The sequence below is a fragment of the Bartonella sp. TT110JLCBS genome (genome assembly GCF_042193405.1).
Lineage (GTDB): Bacteria > Pseudomonadota > Alphaproteobacteria > Rhizobiales > Rhizobiaceae > Bartonella.
Genome location: NZ_JBHILT010000009.1, coordinates 15,698 through 31,780 on the forward strand (window position 1 = coordinate 15,698; position 16,083 = coordinate 31,780).

Annotated in this window: 13 protein-coding genes and 1 tRNA gene; 10 read left to right on the forward strand and 4 right to left on the reverse strand. The window is 39.4% G+C overall.

Going from position 1 to position 16,083, the window contains the following annotated elements; all coding sequences use genetic code 11:
* Positions 1-789: 789 nt before the first annotated feature.
* From ACFILW_RS05185 to ACFILW_RS05220, 8 genes are all read left to right on the forward strand, one after another.
* Positions 790-1,872, forward strand: a complete 1,083-nt coding sequence (locus ACFILW_RS05185) for a quinone-dependent dihydroorotate dehydrogenase (protein WP_375685287.1) — start codon at positions 790-792, stop codon at positions 1,870-1,872.
* 138 nt (positions 1,873-2,010) lie between these two features.
* A tRNA-His gene (locus ACFILW_RS05190) sits at positions 2,011-2,087 on the forward strand.
* Between the two features lie 706 nt (positions 2,088-2,793).
* Positions 2,794-3,297: a hypothetical protein gene (locus ACFILW_RS05195; RefSeq protein WP_375631507.1), complete on the forward strand. Its 504-nt coding sequence runs from the start codon at positions 2,794-2,796 to the stop codon at positions 3,295-3,297.
* A gap of 39 nt (positions 3,298-3,336) precedes the next feature.
* On the forward strand, positions 3,337-3,471 hold the full coding sequence (locus ACFILW_RS05200) for a hypothetical protein (RefSeq protein WP_375665480.1): 135 nt from the start codon (positions 3,337-3,339) through the stop codon (positions 3,469-3,471).
* Between the two features lie 649 nt (positions 3,472-4,120).
* On the forward strand, positions 4,121-4,249 hold the full coding sequence (locus tag ACFILW_RS05205) for a DUF2924 domain-containing protein (protein WP_375685288.1): 129 nt from the start codon (positions 4,121-4,123) through the stop codon (positions 4,247-4,249).
* A 23-nt stretch (positions 4,250-4,272) separates the two neighbouring features.
* The gene (locus ACFILW_RS05210) at positions 4,273-4,425 is read left to right on the forward strand and encodes a hypothetical protein (protein ID WP_375685289.1); all 153 of its coding nucleotides are present in this window, start codon (positions 4,273-4,275) and stop codon (positions 4,423-4,425) included.
* 936 nt (positions 4,426-5,361) lie between these two features.
* The gene (locus ACFILW_RS05215) at positions 5,362-7,206 is read left to right on the forward strand and encodes a site-specific DNA-methyltransferase (RefSeq protein ID WP_375685290.1); all 1,845 of its coding nucleotides are present in this window, start codon (positions 5,362-5,364) and stop codon (positions 7,204-7,206) included.
* Between the two features lie 28 nt (positions 7,207-7,234).
* Positions 7,235-10,429: a DEAD/DEAH box helicase family protein gene (locus ACFILW_RS05220; protein WP_375685291.1), complete on the forward strand. Its 3,195-nt coding sequence runs from the start codon at positions 7,235-7,237 to the stop codon at positions 10,427-10,429.
* A 27-nt stretch (positions 10,430-10,456) separates the two neighbouring features.
* Here ACFILW_RS05220 and ACFILW_RS05225 read toward each other — a convergent pair whose 3' ends face one another.
* From ACFILW_RS05225 to ACFILW_RS05240, 4 genes are all read right to left on the reverse strand, one after another.
* Positions 10,457-10,603, reverse strand: coding sequence for a hypothetical protein (locus ACFILW_RS05225; RefSeq protein WP_375623500.1), 147 nt, complete (start codon positions 10,601-10,603; stop codon positions 10,457-10,459).
* Between the two features lie 406 nt (positions 10,604-11,009).
* Positions 11,010-11,381, reverse strand: a complete 372-nt coding sequence (locus ACFILW_RS05230; protein WP_375646388.1) for a DNA-processing protein DprA — start codon at positions 11,379-11,381, stop codon at positions 11,010-11,012.
* A 3-nt stretch (positions 11,382-11,384) separates the two neighbouring features.
* Complete coding sequence (locus tag ACFILW_RS05235) at positions 11,385-12,605, reverse strand: MFS transporter (RefSeq protein ID WP_375646361.1); 1,221 nt, start codon at positions 12,603-12,605, stop codon at positions 11,385-11,387.
* Between the two features lie 10 nt (positions 12,606-12,615).
* A complete protein-coding gene (locus tag ACFILW_RS05240) occupies positions 12,616-14,037 on the reverse strand; it encodes a radical SAM protein (RefSeq protein WP_375685292.1) in 1,422 nt (473 codons plus the stop codon).
* A gap of 544 nt (positions 14,038-14,581) precedes the next feature.
* On the opposite strand from ACFILW_RS05240, the gene ACFILW_RS05245 reads away from it, so the two are divergent.
* Entirely contained in the window at positions 14,582-15,226 is a 645-nt protein-coding gene (locus ACFILW_RS05245) for a hypothetical protein (protein ID WP_375646364.1), read from the forward strand.
* 665 nt (positions 15,227-15,891) lie between these two features.
* Positions 15,892-16,083: a hypothetical protein gene (locus tag ACFILW_RS05250; protein WP_375623508.1), complete on the forward strand. Its 192-nt coding sequence runs from the start codon at positions 15,892-15,894 to the stop codon at positions 16,081-16,083.

Below are 16,083 nucleotides of genomic sequence, written 5' to 3' on the forward strand. Positions count from 1 at the left end.
TTGTATTGGGTTGCATGAGCTAAATGGCGATAATTCGGATGGAAGAGACACATTTTATCTGCTGGAAGATTGTATCAGTTTGTAAATAGCAGAGCTCTAGGGTTTGCAAGATCATTTTGGTTTGGAAGTCGTTGGTATGATGTGTGAGTTCAATGATCAACTGTCATTACTTAAAATATATGTTAGACAGAGCACTTAATAGATGCAAAATTGTATTTAATGCATCAGAAATGGCAAAGAAAACAACGCAGATTCCTCAAAATTTTATCAATAGAGTACAAATTGATTGAGCATTCTGTTGCTCATAAATGGTGCAACAATAGTATGAATTTAGATGATTTTATGAACCATGTATCCTATAAATGCTAGGAAAAAATAGCTTTATAGAACAAGCTTTGTTTCTATTGAAAACAATATTATACAAAGGAACTTTGGGAATAGAGATAATTTTCCTGCATTTTTAAGAAAATTATGAGCTTTCCTGCATAAGACGTCATAAAACCATGACTATGGTAAGAGCCATTGATGTTTCAATTCATGCTGAATTTTATAAGATTAGGATTCATATTTTAATCTTTAAAAAATGTCGAAAAAGAGAAACATTTTTTAAGAATAAAAAGTTCCTTACATAGTATAACCAATATAAACATGTATGGCTATTATGTGATGAGTTTTCTTTTAGAAGAGGAATATTATTTGGATAATATGCTCTCTTTGATTGGAAATCTTTTGTGTTAAAAGGTAGAGGTGAGGTGCGATGGATCATTTTTATGTTGTGGAGAAGAATTGATGAGTTTTTTTCGTTGTATTGGCCGTTCTGCCTTATTTATGTTGGATCCAGAGCAAGCACACGGTTTAGCGATTCTCGGGCTGAAAAGTGGATTTAATGGCTGTCAAAAGGTTATCGACAAACGTTTGTGTGTAACTGTTTCTGGGCTTGAGTTTGAAAATTTTATTGGTCTTGCAGCGGGGTTTGATAAAAATGCAGAGGTTGTGGATGGTATTTTTCGTTTAGGATTTGGTTTTACTGAAATTGGGACAGTGACACCAAAGCCTCAGATTGGAAATCCTAAACCACGGCTTTTTCGTTTAAAAGAAGATGAAGCAATTATTAATAGAATGGGTTTTAATAATGACGGACATCAAGTTGTTTACAACAGATTGCGTGCATGTAAAAAAACTGGTGTTGTAGGAGTCAACATTGGAGCCAATAAGGATACAGTTAATAAGATTGATGATTATACTGTTGGTATTGCTCATTTTTATGATGTTGCTGATTATTTTACGGTTAATATTTCTTCTCCTAATACACCAGGTTTACGTGATTTACAGGCCCGTGACAGTTTACATCTTTTGTTGAGTGCAATTTCGCAAGCGCGAAATGAGCAAGAGAACAAACATGGATTCTCCATTCCCATTTTTTTAAAAATTGCTCCCGATTTATCAGAGAAAGAATTAGATGATGTTGCTGAAGAAATAAAACTTTCTGATTTTAATGGACTGATTGTTTCCAATACGACTCTTTCACGCCAAGGTCTTAGCAATAGTCACTTCAGTAATGAAGAGGGAGGGCTTTCTGGACGTCCACTTTTTGAACGTTCTACTATTGTGCTTGCAAAAATGCGTCAAAAATTAGGGAAGGAGATTGCAATTATCGGTGTTGGCGGTGTAAAGGATGCACAGACGGCTTTGGAAAAAGTAAAAGCTGGTGCAGATTTGATTCAATTATACAGTGGGATGGTTTATGAAGGTCCAAATCTTGTCATAACTATTCTGCAAGAGATTTTGCAGATGATGCAACAAGATGGCGTTGATAACATAAAAGGCTATCGTGATCATAGTCTTGAGCAGTGGGCAAAATTTCCTTTGTAAAAAACGCTTTTTTCTTCACAAAAAATTGCGAGATTTTTTTAAAGGGGCTTGCAAACTTTGTTGATCTTCCTTATGTCACATAAGCAAAGAATAAATGTTTACGAAATCGTGGACAGTTATGATACATTTGCTTTTTATGCGGTTGTAGCTCAGTTGGTTAGAGCGCTGGTTTGTGGCACCAGAGGTCGTAGGTTCAAATCCCACCAACCGTACCATTGATTTCCTTACAACTTTTCTCATTCTCCTTTCCAGTGTTTTGTAAAGCGGTTAAGAGACGCAGTTTTCGGCGTTTTTTGCCTTTGACTGATAACAGAGCCGAGGCCTTGCGCGGGTGTATTTTCCTCTTTTTCGCCCAAAATGGCCAAAACGTCTCATTGAGCGGAGACTTTTTTAAAAAGGTCTCCGCTCAATTTATATTTATTTTTCAATATGTTATAAAATTGCTCAGTTTATGGTCGGTATGCATCTTGTGGGTGGCGCGCGTGATACAAACCTAAGGCCTCTGTTTAAGTAGAATCGCTATAATTTCCCTATAAGGTTTTGTTTTTTTACAGTAAGCTTGCAATATGCATGAAAATAAATATTCTATTCTTCTATACTGAGCATAAGGGGAAATGCAGTGATGAGTATAATAGCGGGTGAAGATAAAATTGATTAGCCTTTTACTAAAGAAACCCTTTACTATTTTTTATGCCAGTGCTGGTGTTGGTGAGGAAAAACGTAGACATATTATGTTGTATCTCATCAATAAATATATTACATGGATTTGGGTTATCATATTTTTTACTAATGGGCTGCCCAATGTTTATTTGAAGGGACTCCCCAGCTTTGGTGGATCAATATGGGTTTAGCTTGTGTTGGTATCCTTTTTTTCTAACATGATGCGATATTTTTATCGCATCAAACATCATGGAGCATAATATGTCATTGTTTAACATTCTGACTGGAACCCCTTTATGGGCCTGGATTTTGCTCATTTTTCTCATTGCGAGGGGAATAATCGCATTGAAAGATAGGGAAATGAAGGTTAACCGCCTTTTTCTATTGCCGTTAGTCTTTCTTTTTTTGGGCGCAAGCGATGTGATTAAAGAGCTGGCGTTCCTGCGCTGGGGAGCAGTCTCAATGTTGGCAGGGCTGATGATCGGCGTTGGCGTTGGCTGGTTGCTCTGGCGTGCTACTGCGCGTTTAAAAATCAAAGAAGGAACGGATTTCATTATTCTGCCTGGTACGCCGTTGACGCTGACATTTATTCTTATCGCTTTTGTCATCAAATTCACATTGATTGTTTTTCTCAAGGTTGTACCTGATTTGAAATATGCATTTGATTTTAACCTTCTTTTTGGTCTTTTAAGTGGGTTCACTGGTGGTGTGTTTTGGGGCGGCACATTAAATTTATATATAACATTTCGAAAAAATATAAATTAGTTCCTATATCCTTAGCTGTTGAGGCTTCTGTCAAGTATTATGATACAGAAGCGTCCGCTGTTTTACGTTGAAACTGCGGCTGCTATACGACTAAGTGGCCTTACGCCTGAGTATGCAAGAGCGGCAGAGTTTGTACAGTCTACACCATTATGTGGAGCACTCTTGCGGGAATGAGTGCATTATTATTGCGATATACATGTAACCCTCTAGCTAATATTATATTAGTAAGGCTGTTTTTTGAAGCCGCTTGTAATTACGGTGTGTTTTTAAAGAGAACGTTCGAACCGATGTATCGCTTGCAGTACCATTTATCTTGTTAAAACTATTCTCATTTCTTTTGTTTCTTTAAGAAATCTGCACTTCTCAGCTTTTTTTGCGTATGATCGATAACGTAGTTAAGATCCTTGAGATAGTGAATTTTTATCTCTTTTTGCTAAAAATGCCCAAACCATCTTATTTAGTTGAGACTTTGTTTAAGAAGGGATCTTCTAAATTTATCATTTTTTTCATAGGATATAAATTTCTCATTTTGGGTGCGCGGTAAACTTATAGCAGCAATAAGCTTAGGTTTATTGGTTCTAAGCGTGGAGGGAGTTGAGCTATCCAATGAAAAAGAATAAATTGCATTTTTGTCTGACTTTGTGAACACACACTATTTTCTGGACTAATCGAGGAAATAGAACATTCCTGTGTTGAGATGATTAGACAATGAGTTGTAAACAATTATAGCAAGAAATAGCCACAGTAAAGTATACGTCAATGTAGGAGCCCAAAGCCTTATGGCACACTTATTTCAGTGACGATTATTTAGGACAAACCCATCATGTGCTTGTGGTGCCAAAAGGCTATCAATGAGGGCAAGATTTACAAAAGCTTGAAAGTTATTGCCAAGCATATTACCGGCATCAATTGGAATGGCTATTTGTTTTTTAGCCTTGTAAGGCGGGGATGAGAGGATGACAGGGGACAAGAAAGGTGCTTAAACAAGCGATAAAACCAATACGCGGCGCTATATATAAACGTAAATTCACCGAAGAAGGCTTAGAACAGGAGTTTAACTCACTGGACGATAAAAAGAAGCAGGCGAAAGCTTTGTTAAAACTTATTGTCATGAAGGTTGGCAATTAATACCAGCGTTGCTGATAATGTAAAAATTATGCCGCAATATATTTAAGGAGCGAGTGCAAGAGATTAATACATTCCTATGGCAGATTGTAAAAGCATGGTTTGTACATGAGCCTAATTATATGATTGATAAGGCAATACAAATCACTCAGGGACAAAATGATAAGAGCTATATTTTATTATGAATCTGACACACAGTATAAAACCTATAAAGGCAAAGCGTTTTATGGCATGGGAAGGATTTTCAGTCTGCTGGTGGGCGTTTGAGGGTGTTTTTACACTCCGTAAAAGGTATTTTAGCAAATCTTGCTTGTGCGGACAAGGGAGAACTAGAAGTGGATGCTGACATAATCCCTTGTGAAATGGTTTTTATTGCGTCGAAATAAATGATGAAGAAATTTATGTTTTCGTTGGCAGGATAGTACTTGTATGTGCTTGACCAAGCCACATGTGACGCAATTTTAAATTTACCCATGGTGGCATGTCGTCAAATTGACGATACAGCTCTTCGATTTGTAAGAAATATGACAAGGCTAAAAGATAGACATATTTTGGATGTGCTTGTGCCAATTGATAAGCTTATTGATAATATTTGTAAGTGCCATAATAGCACACAAAAAAATATAAAATCGCTGTCTTTAATTATGCCAAACAGCGGCTAATTTAGGGCGCGAAATTATTGCTTTTTCAAAGTAAATCAAAGAAAGGCAAAATGATCAAAATGTGGTAATGCGAATTGATCTAGCCGATTTGCGTAAGCAAAAAGACATAAAACAAGCACAAGAAACTTTAAAAAATAAAGAGAACAGCTTATACGACACTTTTCATGAAAGTAAATTTGCAGAGGATATAGAAATAAATAGGATAAAAGGAATTGCGACGTACAAAAGAAATATTCATAGACATATTTTATACTAAGCGTAACGGAGAAGCGCAAAGATGAGTATAATAGCGGGTGAAGATAAAATAGAAGGCATGAGTCAAAGCCCTATTAATCCAGACATAGAAAAGTTAAAAGCAGCTTTTCCGCAGTGTTTTGCTGAGGGAAAGCTGGATATAGATCAGCTCCTTAATCTATGCGGCGAATATATTGATAATGATTTTGAGAAGTTCAAATTTGAATGGAAGGGTAAAGGAGCAAGTTTAAAGCTTGCGCAAAAGCCTTCACTTGCGACATTGCGTCCGAAGCGCGAGGAGAGCGTAAACTTTGATAATACACATAATCTTTATATTAAGGGCGATAATCTTGAAGTGTTAAAACTTATCCAGCGGGCTTATTTTGGCCAAGTGAAGATGATCTATATAGACCCGCCCTATAATACGGGGAATGATTTTATCTATGGTGATGATTTTAAAGACCCGTTGGCGCGATATAAGGAAGTGACAAGCCAAACGACAAAATCTAACCCTGAGACAATGGGGCGGTTTCACACGGCTTGGCTCAATATGATTTATCCGCGTTTGCGTTTGGCACAGACCTTATTGCGTGACGATGGGGTGATCTTTATCTCGATTGATGATCATGAAGTGCATAATTTGCGCAAAGTGTGCGACGAGGTGTTTGGCGAAGAGAATTTTGTTATTCAAATTTGCCATAAGTCCCGCGCATCTATATCTAACGATAAAATAATATCGTCTAGTCACAATTTTATTTTAGTATATGCAAAAAACATAGCTACGCTTTTTTCTCAAAGACATAAATTTGGTTTGCCTCCTATAACGGAAGGCTTCAACCAGAAAGACGATATTGGCGAGTACAAGCTGATTCCCGTAGATGGTCCTGGTGGGGCAGCTAAGGGTAATCCGCATTATACGTTTGAGGGGGTAACGGGTTATTGGCGTTATTCCCAAGCAACGATGCAAGAAAAATACAACCAAGGGCTGATTGTAAAAACGGCAAATGGTCTCCAACAAAAATATTATAAAGAAAAAGCATTACAATCACGGAGAGTAGCTACGTCTTGGTGGGATGAAAAGTTTTATACAGCGGAAGCAACAAAAGCTTTAAAAGCTTTATTAGGAGGGGCTTATTTTGATAACCCGAAGCCGGTAGATTTATTAAAAAAAATATTACTTCTTGCAACTGATTCTCAAAATAACGACATCATTCTCGATTTTTTCGCTGGCTCTAGTACAACAGCGCATGCAGTGATGGCTTTGAATGCCGAAGATGGTGGCAATCGCAAATTCATCATGGTGCAATTGCCTGAATTGTGTGATGAGAAGAGCGAAGCTTATAAGGCTGGTTATAAAACTATCTGCGATATAGGTAGCGAACGTATTCGCCGCGCTGGTGCACAAATCAAGCAAAAGCATGAAGCAGAACTCACAAGCAAGCAGCCTTTAGACATCGGATTTCGCGTGCTAGAGCTCGATAGTTCCAACTTTTCCATATGGGACGATAGCCCGATTGATCCGAATGCACTTGATGTTAAAGAACAATTGCAAATGCGTTTGGATCATATTTTACGGGGGGTAAATCCCGAGCGCTCTCATCAAGATATTATCTTCGAGATCATACTTAAATATGGTTGGCCATTGGATTTAAAAATTTATCCTTTACCAATCAATGGCAAAAAATTCTATTATATAGGTGAGAGCGAAGGCGATGTCTTAGTGATTATAGCCATAGACCCGCCCTTTGACCCCGAAGATGCGGAAGAGATGATAAAGTATTTGCCCGTAAAAATCGTAGCGCTTGATGCGGCCTTTAAAAGTGATGAGGCGCTTATTAATTGCGACTTTATCTTTAAAGACAATGAAGTAAGTTTTGATAAAATTTAAACTATAGAGAGACGATTGGGGCGGCGATATGAAACTTAAATTTAAACAACAAGAATTTCAAAATGATGCGGTTAAAAGCGTCATTGATTTATTTAAAGGACAACCACGACGAGATTCTTCTATTTTCTTGTATTCAGAACAAGGACAATTAGCGTTAAATGAATTTGGTTATGGTAATCAATTATTGATCAGTGATGAAACTATATTAGCAAATTTACAAGAGGTGCAACAGAACAATAAACTCGTGGCGAGTGAGACGCTAGAGCAAAAGCAGTTTTCTATTGAGATGGAAACGGGAACAGGCAAAACTTATGTCTATAGCAAGACGATTTTTGAGTTAAATCAACGCTATGGCTTTATCAAATTTATTATCGTCGTACCAAGTGTTGCTATTCGCGAAGGGGTATATAAATCACTTCAAGTAACAAGGGAGCATTTTCAAGCAGAGTTTGATAATCTGCCCTATCGTTATTTTATTTATAATTCAAAAGATCTTTCGCAAATTCGCCAATTTGCAAGCTCTACCAATATTGAAATTATGATTATCAATATTGATGCATTTAAAAAAGCGGAAAATATTATCAATCTTCCGCAAGATAGACTGAATGGCGAAAGTGCTATGCGCTATATCCAAGATACAAATCCGATTGTGATCATAGATGAACCGCAATCGGTGGATAGTACAGCAAAAGCGAAAGAGGCTATTGCGAGCCTTAATCCGCTTTGTGTTTTCCGTTATAGTGCCACGCATAAAGAGGAGATTAATCTTTTATATCGTTTAACACCTGTTGATGCTTATCAAAAAGGACTGGTAAAGCAAATTTGTGTCTCTTCTAATCAGATAGAGCAAGATTTTAACCGTCCCTATATTGCCTTGAAATCCGTATCACACAAACATGGCTTTAAGGCGTGCTTAGAGTTGGATATTGCGGGAAAGAATGGCACTGTGAGCCGCAAAACAGTTACAGTGAGACAAGGCTATGATCTGTATCGCGTTACGGGCGGGCGTGAGCTTTATAGGGGTTATATTGTTTCGGGTATCAATTGCATGGCGGGGGATGAAGCTGTTGAGTTTTCTGATACTGAAGTTGTCAAATTTGGCCACGCACTTGGTGATGTAAATACAATAGAGCTTAAACGCGCGCAAATTTATCGCACTATAGAAACACATTTAGATAAAGAATTGCGGCTTGCGCCTTTAGGGATTAAAGTTTTATCACTTTTTTTTATTGATGAGGTGGCTAAATATCGTAGCTCTGATGAAGAGCCAGCACTTTATGAGCGTATGTTTGAAGAATGTTATGAAGAGCTGTTGGCGAAAAAGAAATATGCCTCCTTACGAACTAAGTTTGCGCAAAATGTTCGAAATGTGCACGGCGGTTATTTCTCGCAAGACAAGAAAGGCGTGTATAAGGATACAAAGGGCGACAGCCAAGCTGATGATGACACTTATAACACGATTATGCGTGATAAGGAGTGGTTATTATCTTTTGCATGCCCCTTGCGTTTTATCTTTTCACATTCGGCTTTGAGAGAAGGCTGGGATAATCCGAATGTGTTTCAAGTGTGTATGTTGATTGAGCAAAAATCGAATTTTACCGCACGGCAAAAGATTGGTCGCGGTTTGCGCTTGTGCGTAAATCAACAAGGTGAACAGGTAGAAGATAAAGATATAAATGTGCTGCATGTCATGGTGAATGAAAGCTTTGCTGAGTTTGTGAGTACATTGCAAAAAGAATTAGAAGCGGATATTGGTTATAAACTTGGTACATTGCAGATGGAGCAGTTGGTTGGCCGTATTTATGAAGATGTAAAATATGTGGCCGCTAAAGTGGAAGTATCGCAAGCACAAAAAATTGTTAAAATACTTGTTGCAAAAGATTTTATTGATGAGGCGGGTGTCGTTAAAGTAGATCAAGATTTAGTAGCGAGCGAATTTGATGCTATAGGGGCGGAGGAATTGCCACGCGAATTGCGTCAAGAAATTGTGAAAAAAACTAATGCGGGCGCGCTTATTAATGTTGAGATGCTGCAAGATCTGATTTATATGACAGCTGTGACGGAAACAAAGATTCTGTCTTCGCAAGAGGCTGCTGATATATTGGTTGAGTTGCGTGAAAAAGCCTTGCTTACATCAGCAGGAAAAATCACAGATACATTAAAAGCGCAATGGGCGACTGGGACGTTGGATTTAAGTGAACGTTTTAGTAAAGGGCAAAAGCAGGCTGTGCTGCAGGCGCTAGAAGCGAGCCAAGCCATGCCGATTATTCGTAATGCTACGCGCGAGGTGCGGGTTAAGCTTAAAAAGCAAACAGTGGCTTCACCAGAGTTTTTGGCCTTGTGGGAGAAGATCAATAAAAAGACCACTTATCGTGCAAAGCTTGATCGCACAGAGTTTGTTGCCAAAGCAGTGGATGCAGTGGAAAAAATGGCGCCAGTTGCGCCCGCGCATTTGGTTTATCAGACAGCAGAGATAGAACTGGATAGTGCTGGTGTGACCTATGAAGAGCAGTTATTAAAGCAGAGTGCGCTTGATTATAGTTTTTGTGCACTGCCGAACATTGTACATTATTTGACCTTAAAGCTGAAATTAACAGCAAAGACAATTATTGGTATTTTGACAAAGAGTGGTCGTGAGCGTGAGTTTGTGAAAAATCCACAAGCTTTTTTAGAGCGCATAGAAGAAATACTCAATAAAACCTATGTTAATCTTACAATTGATGGCATTAAATATTTAAAGCTGGTCGGGCAAGAATATAGTGTGCAAGAGCTTTTTACCAGTGAAGAGCTTGTGGCAAATTTAGAGCGTACAGCTGTTGTGAGTGAGAAGAGTGTGTATGATCATGTGGTTTATGAAAGCAGTGTGGAGAAAGAGTTTGCACAAAGTCTTGAAAATGATCCAGAAGTCAGATTGTTTTTTAAACTGCCAAGAAGTTTTAAAATAGCCACTCCCATTGGTTCTTATACGCCTGATTGGGCGGTTTTTTTAGAGCGGGATGGCGAACAAAAGCTTTACTTTGTGCTGGAAACAAAAGGAACGAATAGCGAGTTTGATTTGCGCCTTAAAGAAATGCTGAAGATTAAATGCGGCAAGGCGCATTTTACCGCCCTTGAGACTGGTGTGGTGTTTAACGAAGCTCCTGTGATGAGTTGGCGCGATTCTAAGCGGGGGATGGTGGTAGAGAGAGTGGGGGGCTGTGGTAGGAGTGGGTGGCACGAATAACGCTGTCTTTAGTTGCTTACCGCCAAGCTAATTTTGTGCTTTGCGAAATTCGCCAAGGCTTTTGGACGTACCGCGTTTATCGCATAATAAAATCTTATGAATATCATGCAGAAGGCGCGCAGAAACGGGTGATTGCGTGTCTAGCTTCCCAATGCCGTAATTAAGTACAGCCACATAATGAGATAGCTCTTCAATATCATCAGTCGCACTGATACTTTTTTTTATTTTCAAACAATAATAGGTCAGACGGTAATGATTATGTCTTTTCTATCTAAGAAAAGAGTAGCACCGCTTGCATATATGCACGAGTAAAAGTCAATCAACATTGGTCTGAGGTAAAAACCGCCAATTATTTCTAATACACCTAAGGATTTCATAGCTTGCTCTAACGGTTTATATAAAGTCGCCCTTTTAAAAGGTGGATTGGGCGGCAAATTTATTGGGATATAGGCTTTATGAATCTTTCGAACTAAGCTTTCTACTATGCAGGTCCTAAGGCGTGATTGCATATATGGTCGCATCTGTTGCTGCATTGTGTAGGCAGAGATCCTAAATGAGGAAAGGAGGGCTGCTCTTTTAATTACAAAGGAAGAATACGGCGTGTAAATGCAGCAAATGTATTTTGAGGAGCAGTAAAGGGGTGAGGTATTTGATGTCCAGCGAGTGACGGATTAACTGAAGTATAAGTGGGCATTGCTAGGGCGGAGTTTTTAGTTAAGAATCGCGCTCCGTACGCTATAAGCTCTCTGCATTCTTTATATAGGGCGTTGAGATTATCGCCCAATGCAACGTAAAGGGGCTGTTTTGTCTTTAGCGCTTGTTTGGCTGCTTCTATAATGCCGCTGGCTCTATCAGCCATTATGGTGATAATTTTCTCGTCCAAAGAACAGATCAATCGATTGCGTAATAGGATATGTGTGCCTTTTCCGACCGTGTCTTTTTTAAAAAGCAGCTGTTACCTTGTGGCAGGGTTGGGTGTGTCTATATGATCAGCCTGCCAAAGAAAAGGAAGCGTTATCGCGATAGCCACCAATAGTAGTCCAGCGATAAAGGTGGCAGCAAACTGCAATGATATAAAAGAACCAAGGACGCCGACCAAAAAGCTTCCGACCGGCGTTCCAGCATAGCCTATCACCCGAAAAGCAGAATTTGCTCGCCCGAGAAGTTGCTTTGGTGTGAGGCGCTGCCTGAAGGCGGTAACACCAATAAACCATAAGCTTGCTCCAACGCCAGCAATAAAGGTGACGCCCCATACGATGACAGCACTTTTTGAAAAGGCTGGAATCAGCAGCAAGACAACCGTTCCTAAACCGTCAGTGAGAACAGCTAGGCGCACCGGTGCATAACGTATACGCGGTGCAAATAGGGCACCTGCCATTGTTCCAAGCGCGTAGGCTGCAAACATCACGCCATATTGGCTGCTATGTAGGCCCAGATACCGACTGTCGGTAACGAAGAAGATGAACGAGGTTAGGAATGCTCCAAATACCACCGATAGAAAAAATGTGAGTAATGTAAGGGAGGTAAGATGCCGATTTGAAAAAATGAAATGAAAGCCGGCAATGATATAACGGAAAGTGATGTTTTCTTTATCAGGTGTTGGCGATGTCGGAACAGCACGGCGAGCGGTAAAAATCAATGTGATAAAAAGCACGATTAAAAGGCCGAGAAATAGCAGTGTGCTATGCGCTAAAATGCTGCTTGTTATGACAGGGGCAAGAAAATAGGAGACCCCGAAATCTAAAAACAAGACAATAGAGTAGAAGGTCATCAATCGCTCTCCCTCCATGATAAGTGGTGGAATCGTCATTATATAAGCTTCGGCAGAAACGACGATGAATCCAGCAATGGTTGCATAGAAGAAAATTTGTTCGGCTGGAGCAATCTGTATCATGAGCAGTACGAACAGGACAATATGCAGTAGCGTGAAGATGAGGAGAGCTGTGGTGGCAAGTTTTATTTTGTCGCAGCGATCAAGTAAAGCGCCTGCAAGGATGCCGAAAATTGGCCACGCTAATGAGAAGAGACCTTGCGCCCAACTTACTCCGACTACGCCATATCCAGATTGTCTTGCTAATAGCGGGATGGCAGTGCGCAAAGCACCGCTGAGTAAGGCGAGCAGACTAACGGTTAGGCAAAAATAGCGTATGTTCTTGTTGGCAAAAAGCGTGAACATTCTATTCTCCTTAAGATGCCACACAGGTTTCCGCTGTTCCATCAAGTACGGCGGTTGTATTCAGCATGTTTGCGACATAGTCGTCCAAGATATTCCTGTCTTCCTGAGGTAGAAGAAAATACATAAGGTTGGAATACCATTGCCAACCACGTTGAGTCAGCTGGAGATTGTTATCACTTTCTGCGGTGAGACCTGCACCTATGGGCTGTTGTAGGTTATTGTATACGAAAGAGGGGAGTGCGATCCAGTCAATTCTTTCTTTTTTGGCATAGCCGTTATAAGGTAGCCGCATACACAAAGCCGTGGAGGCTTGTTGCTCCGCTGATACCCAATTGTAGTATACTTTGGATTTGCCTTTAAGTTGTATGTCGGTAATGTATCCGCTTCGATAGGGATTGGCTCGTGTGACGAGTGAGCCGAGAATCGACAGTGCTGACGCCCCGAAGCCAACCACATAATCGTCATGATAACCATACAAATATTTGTGATAGCGGAAATAATTAGCTGAACTCGTTTTAGCGAGCGTTAGAGGAGTGTTATTGGCAATTTTGATATAGGAATGCCCATTACACGGCGCATAGCCGCAGCTGCGCATAACGATATCGCTAAATAATCGAAGCATCTGTCGATGCTGTAGGCTGGATGGCTTTAGCCCTTTTTGTGCGTAAGACTTATGCAGTTGCGACGTGATAGCCAGATTGTTAATTGCATAGAGGTTGATGGTTTCAGGGTGAAGCTCGCTGGCTTGCTTCAAATCGTATAATAGTTCTTCGGCTTGCTGGCTGTGCATGCCATATAGTAGGTCGAAACCCACATGTCCAATTATCTCTTGTGACAAAGCCACGGTATTGTTGATTTGTTCACGTGTTGAGGTGAGGTTAAACAATGATCGGAAACGCTCAATGAAACTCTGTACACCGAAGTTTATCCGGTTAACGCCGATCTCACGGGCAGCATAAAGTTTATCACGTGTGACGCTTTTCGGTTCGCTTTCCAGTGTAAATTCGGTTAAGGAAGAGAGCTCAAATTCGGCATGCAATACTTTTCCGATGTGTCGGATATTATCTGCCGACAAAAGCGATGGTGTGCTGCCCCCTATATAGATGCTGCGGATGGGCCCTCTAAGCGAGCGAATGAAATTTCCTTTGGTTCTGATCTCTGTGGTAAGCGCTGACATATAAGATTCGATTTGTTTAACGTGCTTGTAGTCCCCTTTCTGAAAGGGACAAAAGGAACAGATGGTTTCACAAAAGGGAATATGCAAATAAAGAGAAATAGTATGCGCTTGTGGAATCTGCTTACTGTGCGCTAGTTTATTAAAGTCTAGGTAATCGTAAAATTCATTTGAAATAGTGCGAAATAACGGATATGTGAAGTTGTAAATCAGCTTGAGTTGATCGAACTTCACAAAAGGATGATCCACGAGTTGCATAGCTTATCTCCCCCAATTTCTTAACGCGCACTATATTATTGACGGGCGACTAGTGATCTAATCGCCCGAGTGTATTACCAAAGATTTTCACGGAACATAATGAATCCCCCTTTTGTAGAAGTTATATGTATTATACATATAACTTCTTATATGAACAGACGAGCTTGTTTAAGAGGCAATGGAAAGATAAAAATATAAAAGAACTTTCTCTTGCAGCCTTATGGTCTGATATTGTAATTGGTATCCTGTTTTACGTGGTCGGGCTATGAATGCCTAGAGCGAGAAAAAGCAGGGTATTTTAATGGACGGGCGGGGCATTCTTGTTATGTTACTGGGACTTGGAATTTGCGTCTGGTTATGAAATATCATTAGCGCAAAAAGATGGTTTTAAAGGTAGAGATACATTTTTTATATCCCTGTAAAACTTCGAGAAGAGATAGAATTATCTATTAGAAAACATATAAATGTCCAGTGTGATAATATTATCGAATGACATGACATCATCGCTCTTGCCCGCCATTTTGACATATTACCTAAAATCTCATTGAGATTGTGCCATGTATTGGCAAACGGGGATAGATCGCGTTTTGGTATGACTGCGGCGAAGTTACGTGCCGCATTATCTTTGCTAGAATCCAATAGGATTAGGCTTAATGGGGTGCATTTACATGTGGGCTCTAATTTGAATTCGACTGAGTTAATAGTATCCACCTTAACTAAGGCTGGAAAGGATATTTACGCATTGAAGGATCAGATAAGTTTTTATATCAGTCTAGGTGAGGGATATCCGACTTCCACAGCGTTCTGCGATGCCGTGACGGTCAATGACGAATACTCTCGTAAAATTTATGAGGCATTGTCACAATTGGGTTGTGATTTACATAAGCTTACGGTAATTATTGAATCTAGGCGTATTATATCTGAAGATTATGGTTATTTATTTTCAAATATTAGCTCTATAAAAGAGCGGAATGGTACGAACTTAATTACAATCTTGGCTCTGGGGATGTGTGCTCGGTCTGCACAGTATCACGAGAATAGAGTGCCACAAATTTTGTCTTTTCGAGATATGAGCGGTGAATTTAGTTTAGCGGATGTCGTTGGTTCAAATTGTTATGAGTATGATATTCTTGTAAGAGATGTATCTATTAAGAGATATATCTATCCCATTGGATTTATCCTTAGATGACAAATTTATGCTGTCGGCATGTAGGAGCTATGATATCATAAATGCGCCAGATTGGATTCGAATGCGGACTCAAATTATTATTTTTTGAAGAAAATGACTATTCGTATGGAGTTTATCGCTTTGCTTATTAGGTATTGTACTTTGTTGGAGTGCATCTAGTCATAAAGTGCTTTCTGGTTTATGGTGAATCTTTAGTTGCGATGGGTAGCTTGGTAGGAGGTTATTCCAAAGTGTGGTCGTTTTAGGGGCGCTGCAATAGCTGCTGTCGAATAAAGGAGATATTCTGCAGCTATATAAAACCTAGTGCGGAGCAAAATGTTCGTGCTTATTTGTAAAATATATTTAATTTGATGCGTCGATCTTTTATACTAGTCAAAAGTTAGCACCGATGTATCATCTGTAGTACCATTTTCATTTTTACAACTGTTTTAATTCTCATTTCCCTTGTTTTTTCCTTCAGAAACCTGTGCATCTCGGACTTTTTTGCGTATGAATGATAATAAAGCAAAGACCTTTCTCTCGTGATTTTTTTCTCAAAAGAGCCAAATGGTTTCAATGAGCAGAGATTTTATCTAAAAAAGCTTCTTGTCAATTTATTGTTTGTTTTTAATAAGATAAAATTACCCTTTTGGGGTTAGTAAACGCATTTTTTAGGTAGCGCGTATATGCTGTCCAGGGGCATTTCTGTAGATATCGATTCTAATTTGTCATTAAATGATGATGTCTTAGTAACTCATAATGCTTGTCAGCTAAAATCACAAGCTTTATGGAAAAATTTCATGTCCACCGCCACAGATCTATTTTGGCTATCGATTGAAGGACGTGTGCGTCCTCTCCAGTTAAAAGACAGCGTTTGA

What these genes read in the sequence shown, in the direction of transcription:
- ACFILW_RS05185 (WP_375685287.1), top strand. Translation starts at nt 790, where the DNA reads ATGAGTTTTTTTCGTTGTATTGGCCGTTCTGCCTTATTTATGTTGGAT.
- ACFILW_RS05195 (WP_375631507.1), top strand. Translation starts at nt 2,794, where the DNA reads ATGTCATTGTTTAACATTCTGACTGGAACCCCTTTATGGGCCTGGATT.
- ACFILW_RS05200 (WP_375665480.1), top strand. Translation starts at nt 3,337, where the DNA reads ATGATACAGAAGCGTCCGCTGTTTTACGTTGAAACTGCGGCTGCTATA.
- ACFILW_RS05205 (WP_375685288.1), top strand. Translation starts at nt 4,121, where the DNA reads ATGTGCTTGTGGTGCCAAAAGGCTATCAATGAGGGCAAGATTTACAAA.
- ACFILW_RS05215 (WP_375685290.1), top strand. Translation starts at nt 5,362, where the DNA reads ATGAGTATAATAGCGGGTGAAGATAAAATAGAAGGCATGAGTCAAAGC.
- ACFILW_RS05220 (WP_375685291.1), top strand. Translation starts at nt 7,235, where the DNA reads ATGAAACTTAAATTTAAACAACAAGAATTTCAAAATGATGCGGTTAAA.
- ACFILW_RS05235 (WP_375646361.1), bottom strand. Translation starts at nt 12,605, where the DNA reads ATGTTCACGCTTTTTGCCAACAAGAACATACGCTATTTTTGCCTAACC.
- ACFILW_RS05240 (WP_375685292.1), bottom strand. Translation starts at nt 14,037, where the DNA reads ATGCAACTCGTGGATCATCCTTTTGTGAAGTTCGATCAACTCAAGCTG.
- ACFILW_RS05250 (WP_375623508.1), top strand. Translation starts at nt 15,892, where the DNA reads ATGCTGTCCAGGGGCATTTCTGTAGATATCGATTCTAATTTGTCATTA.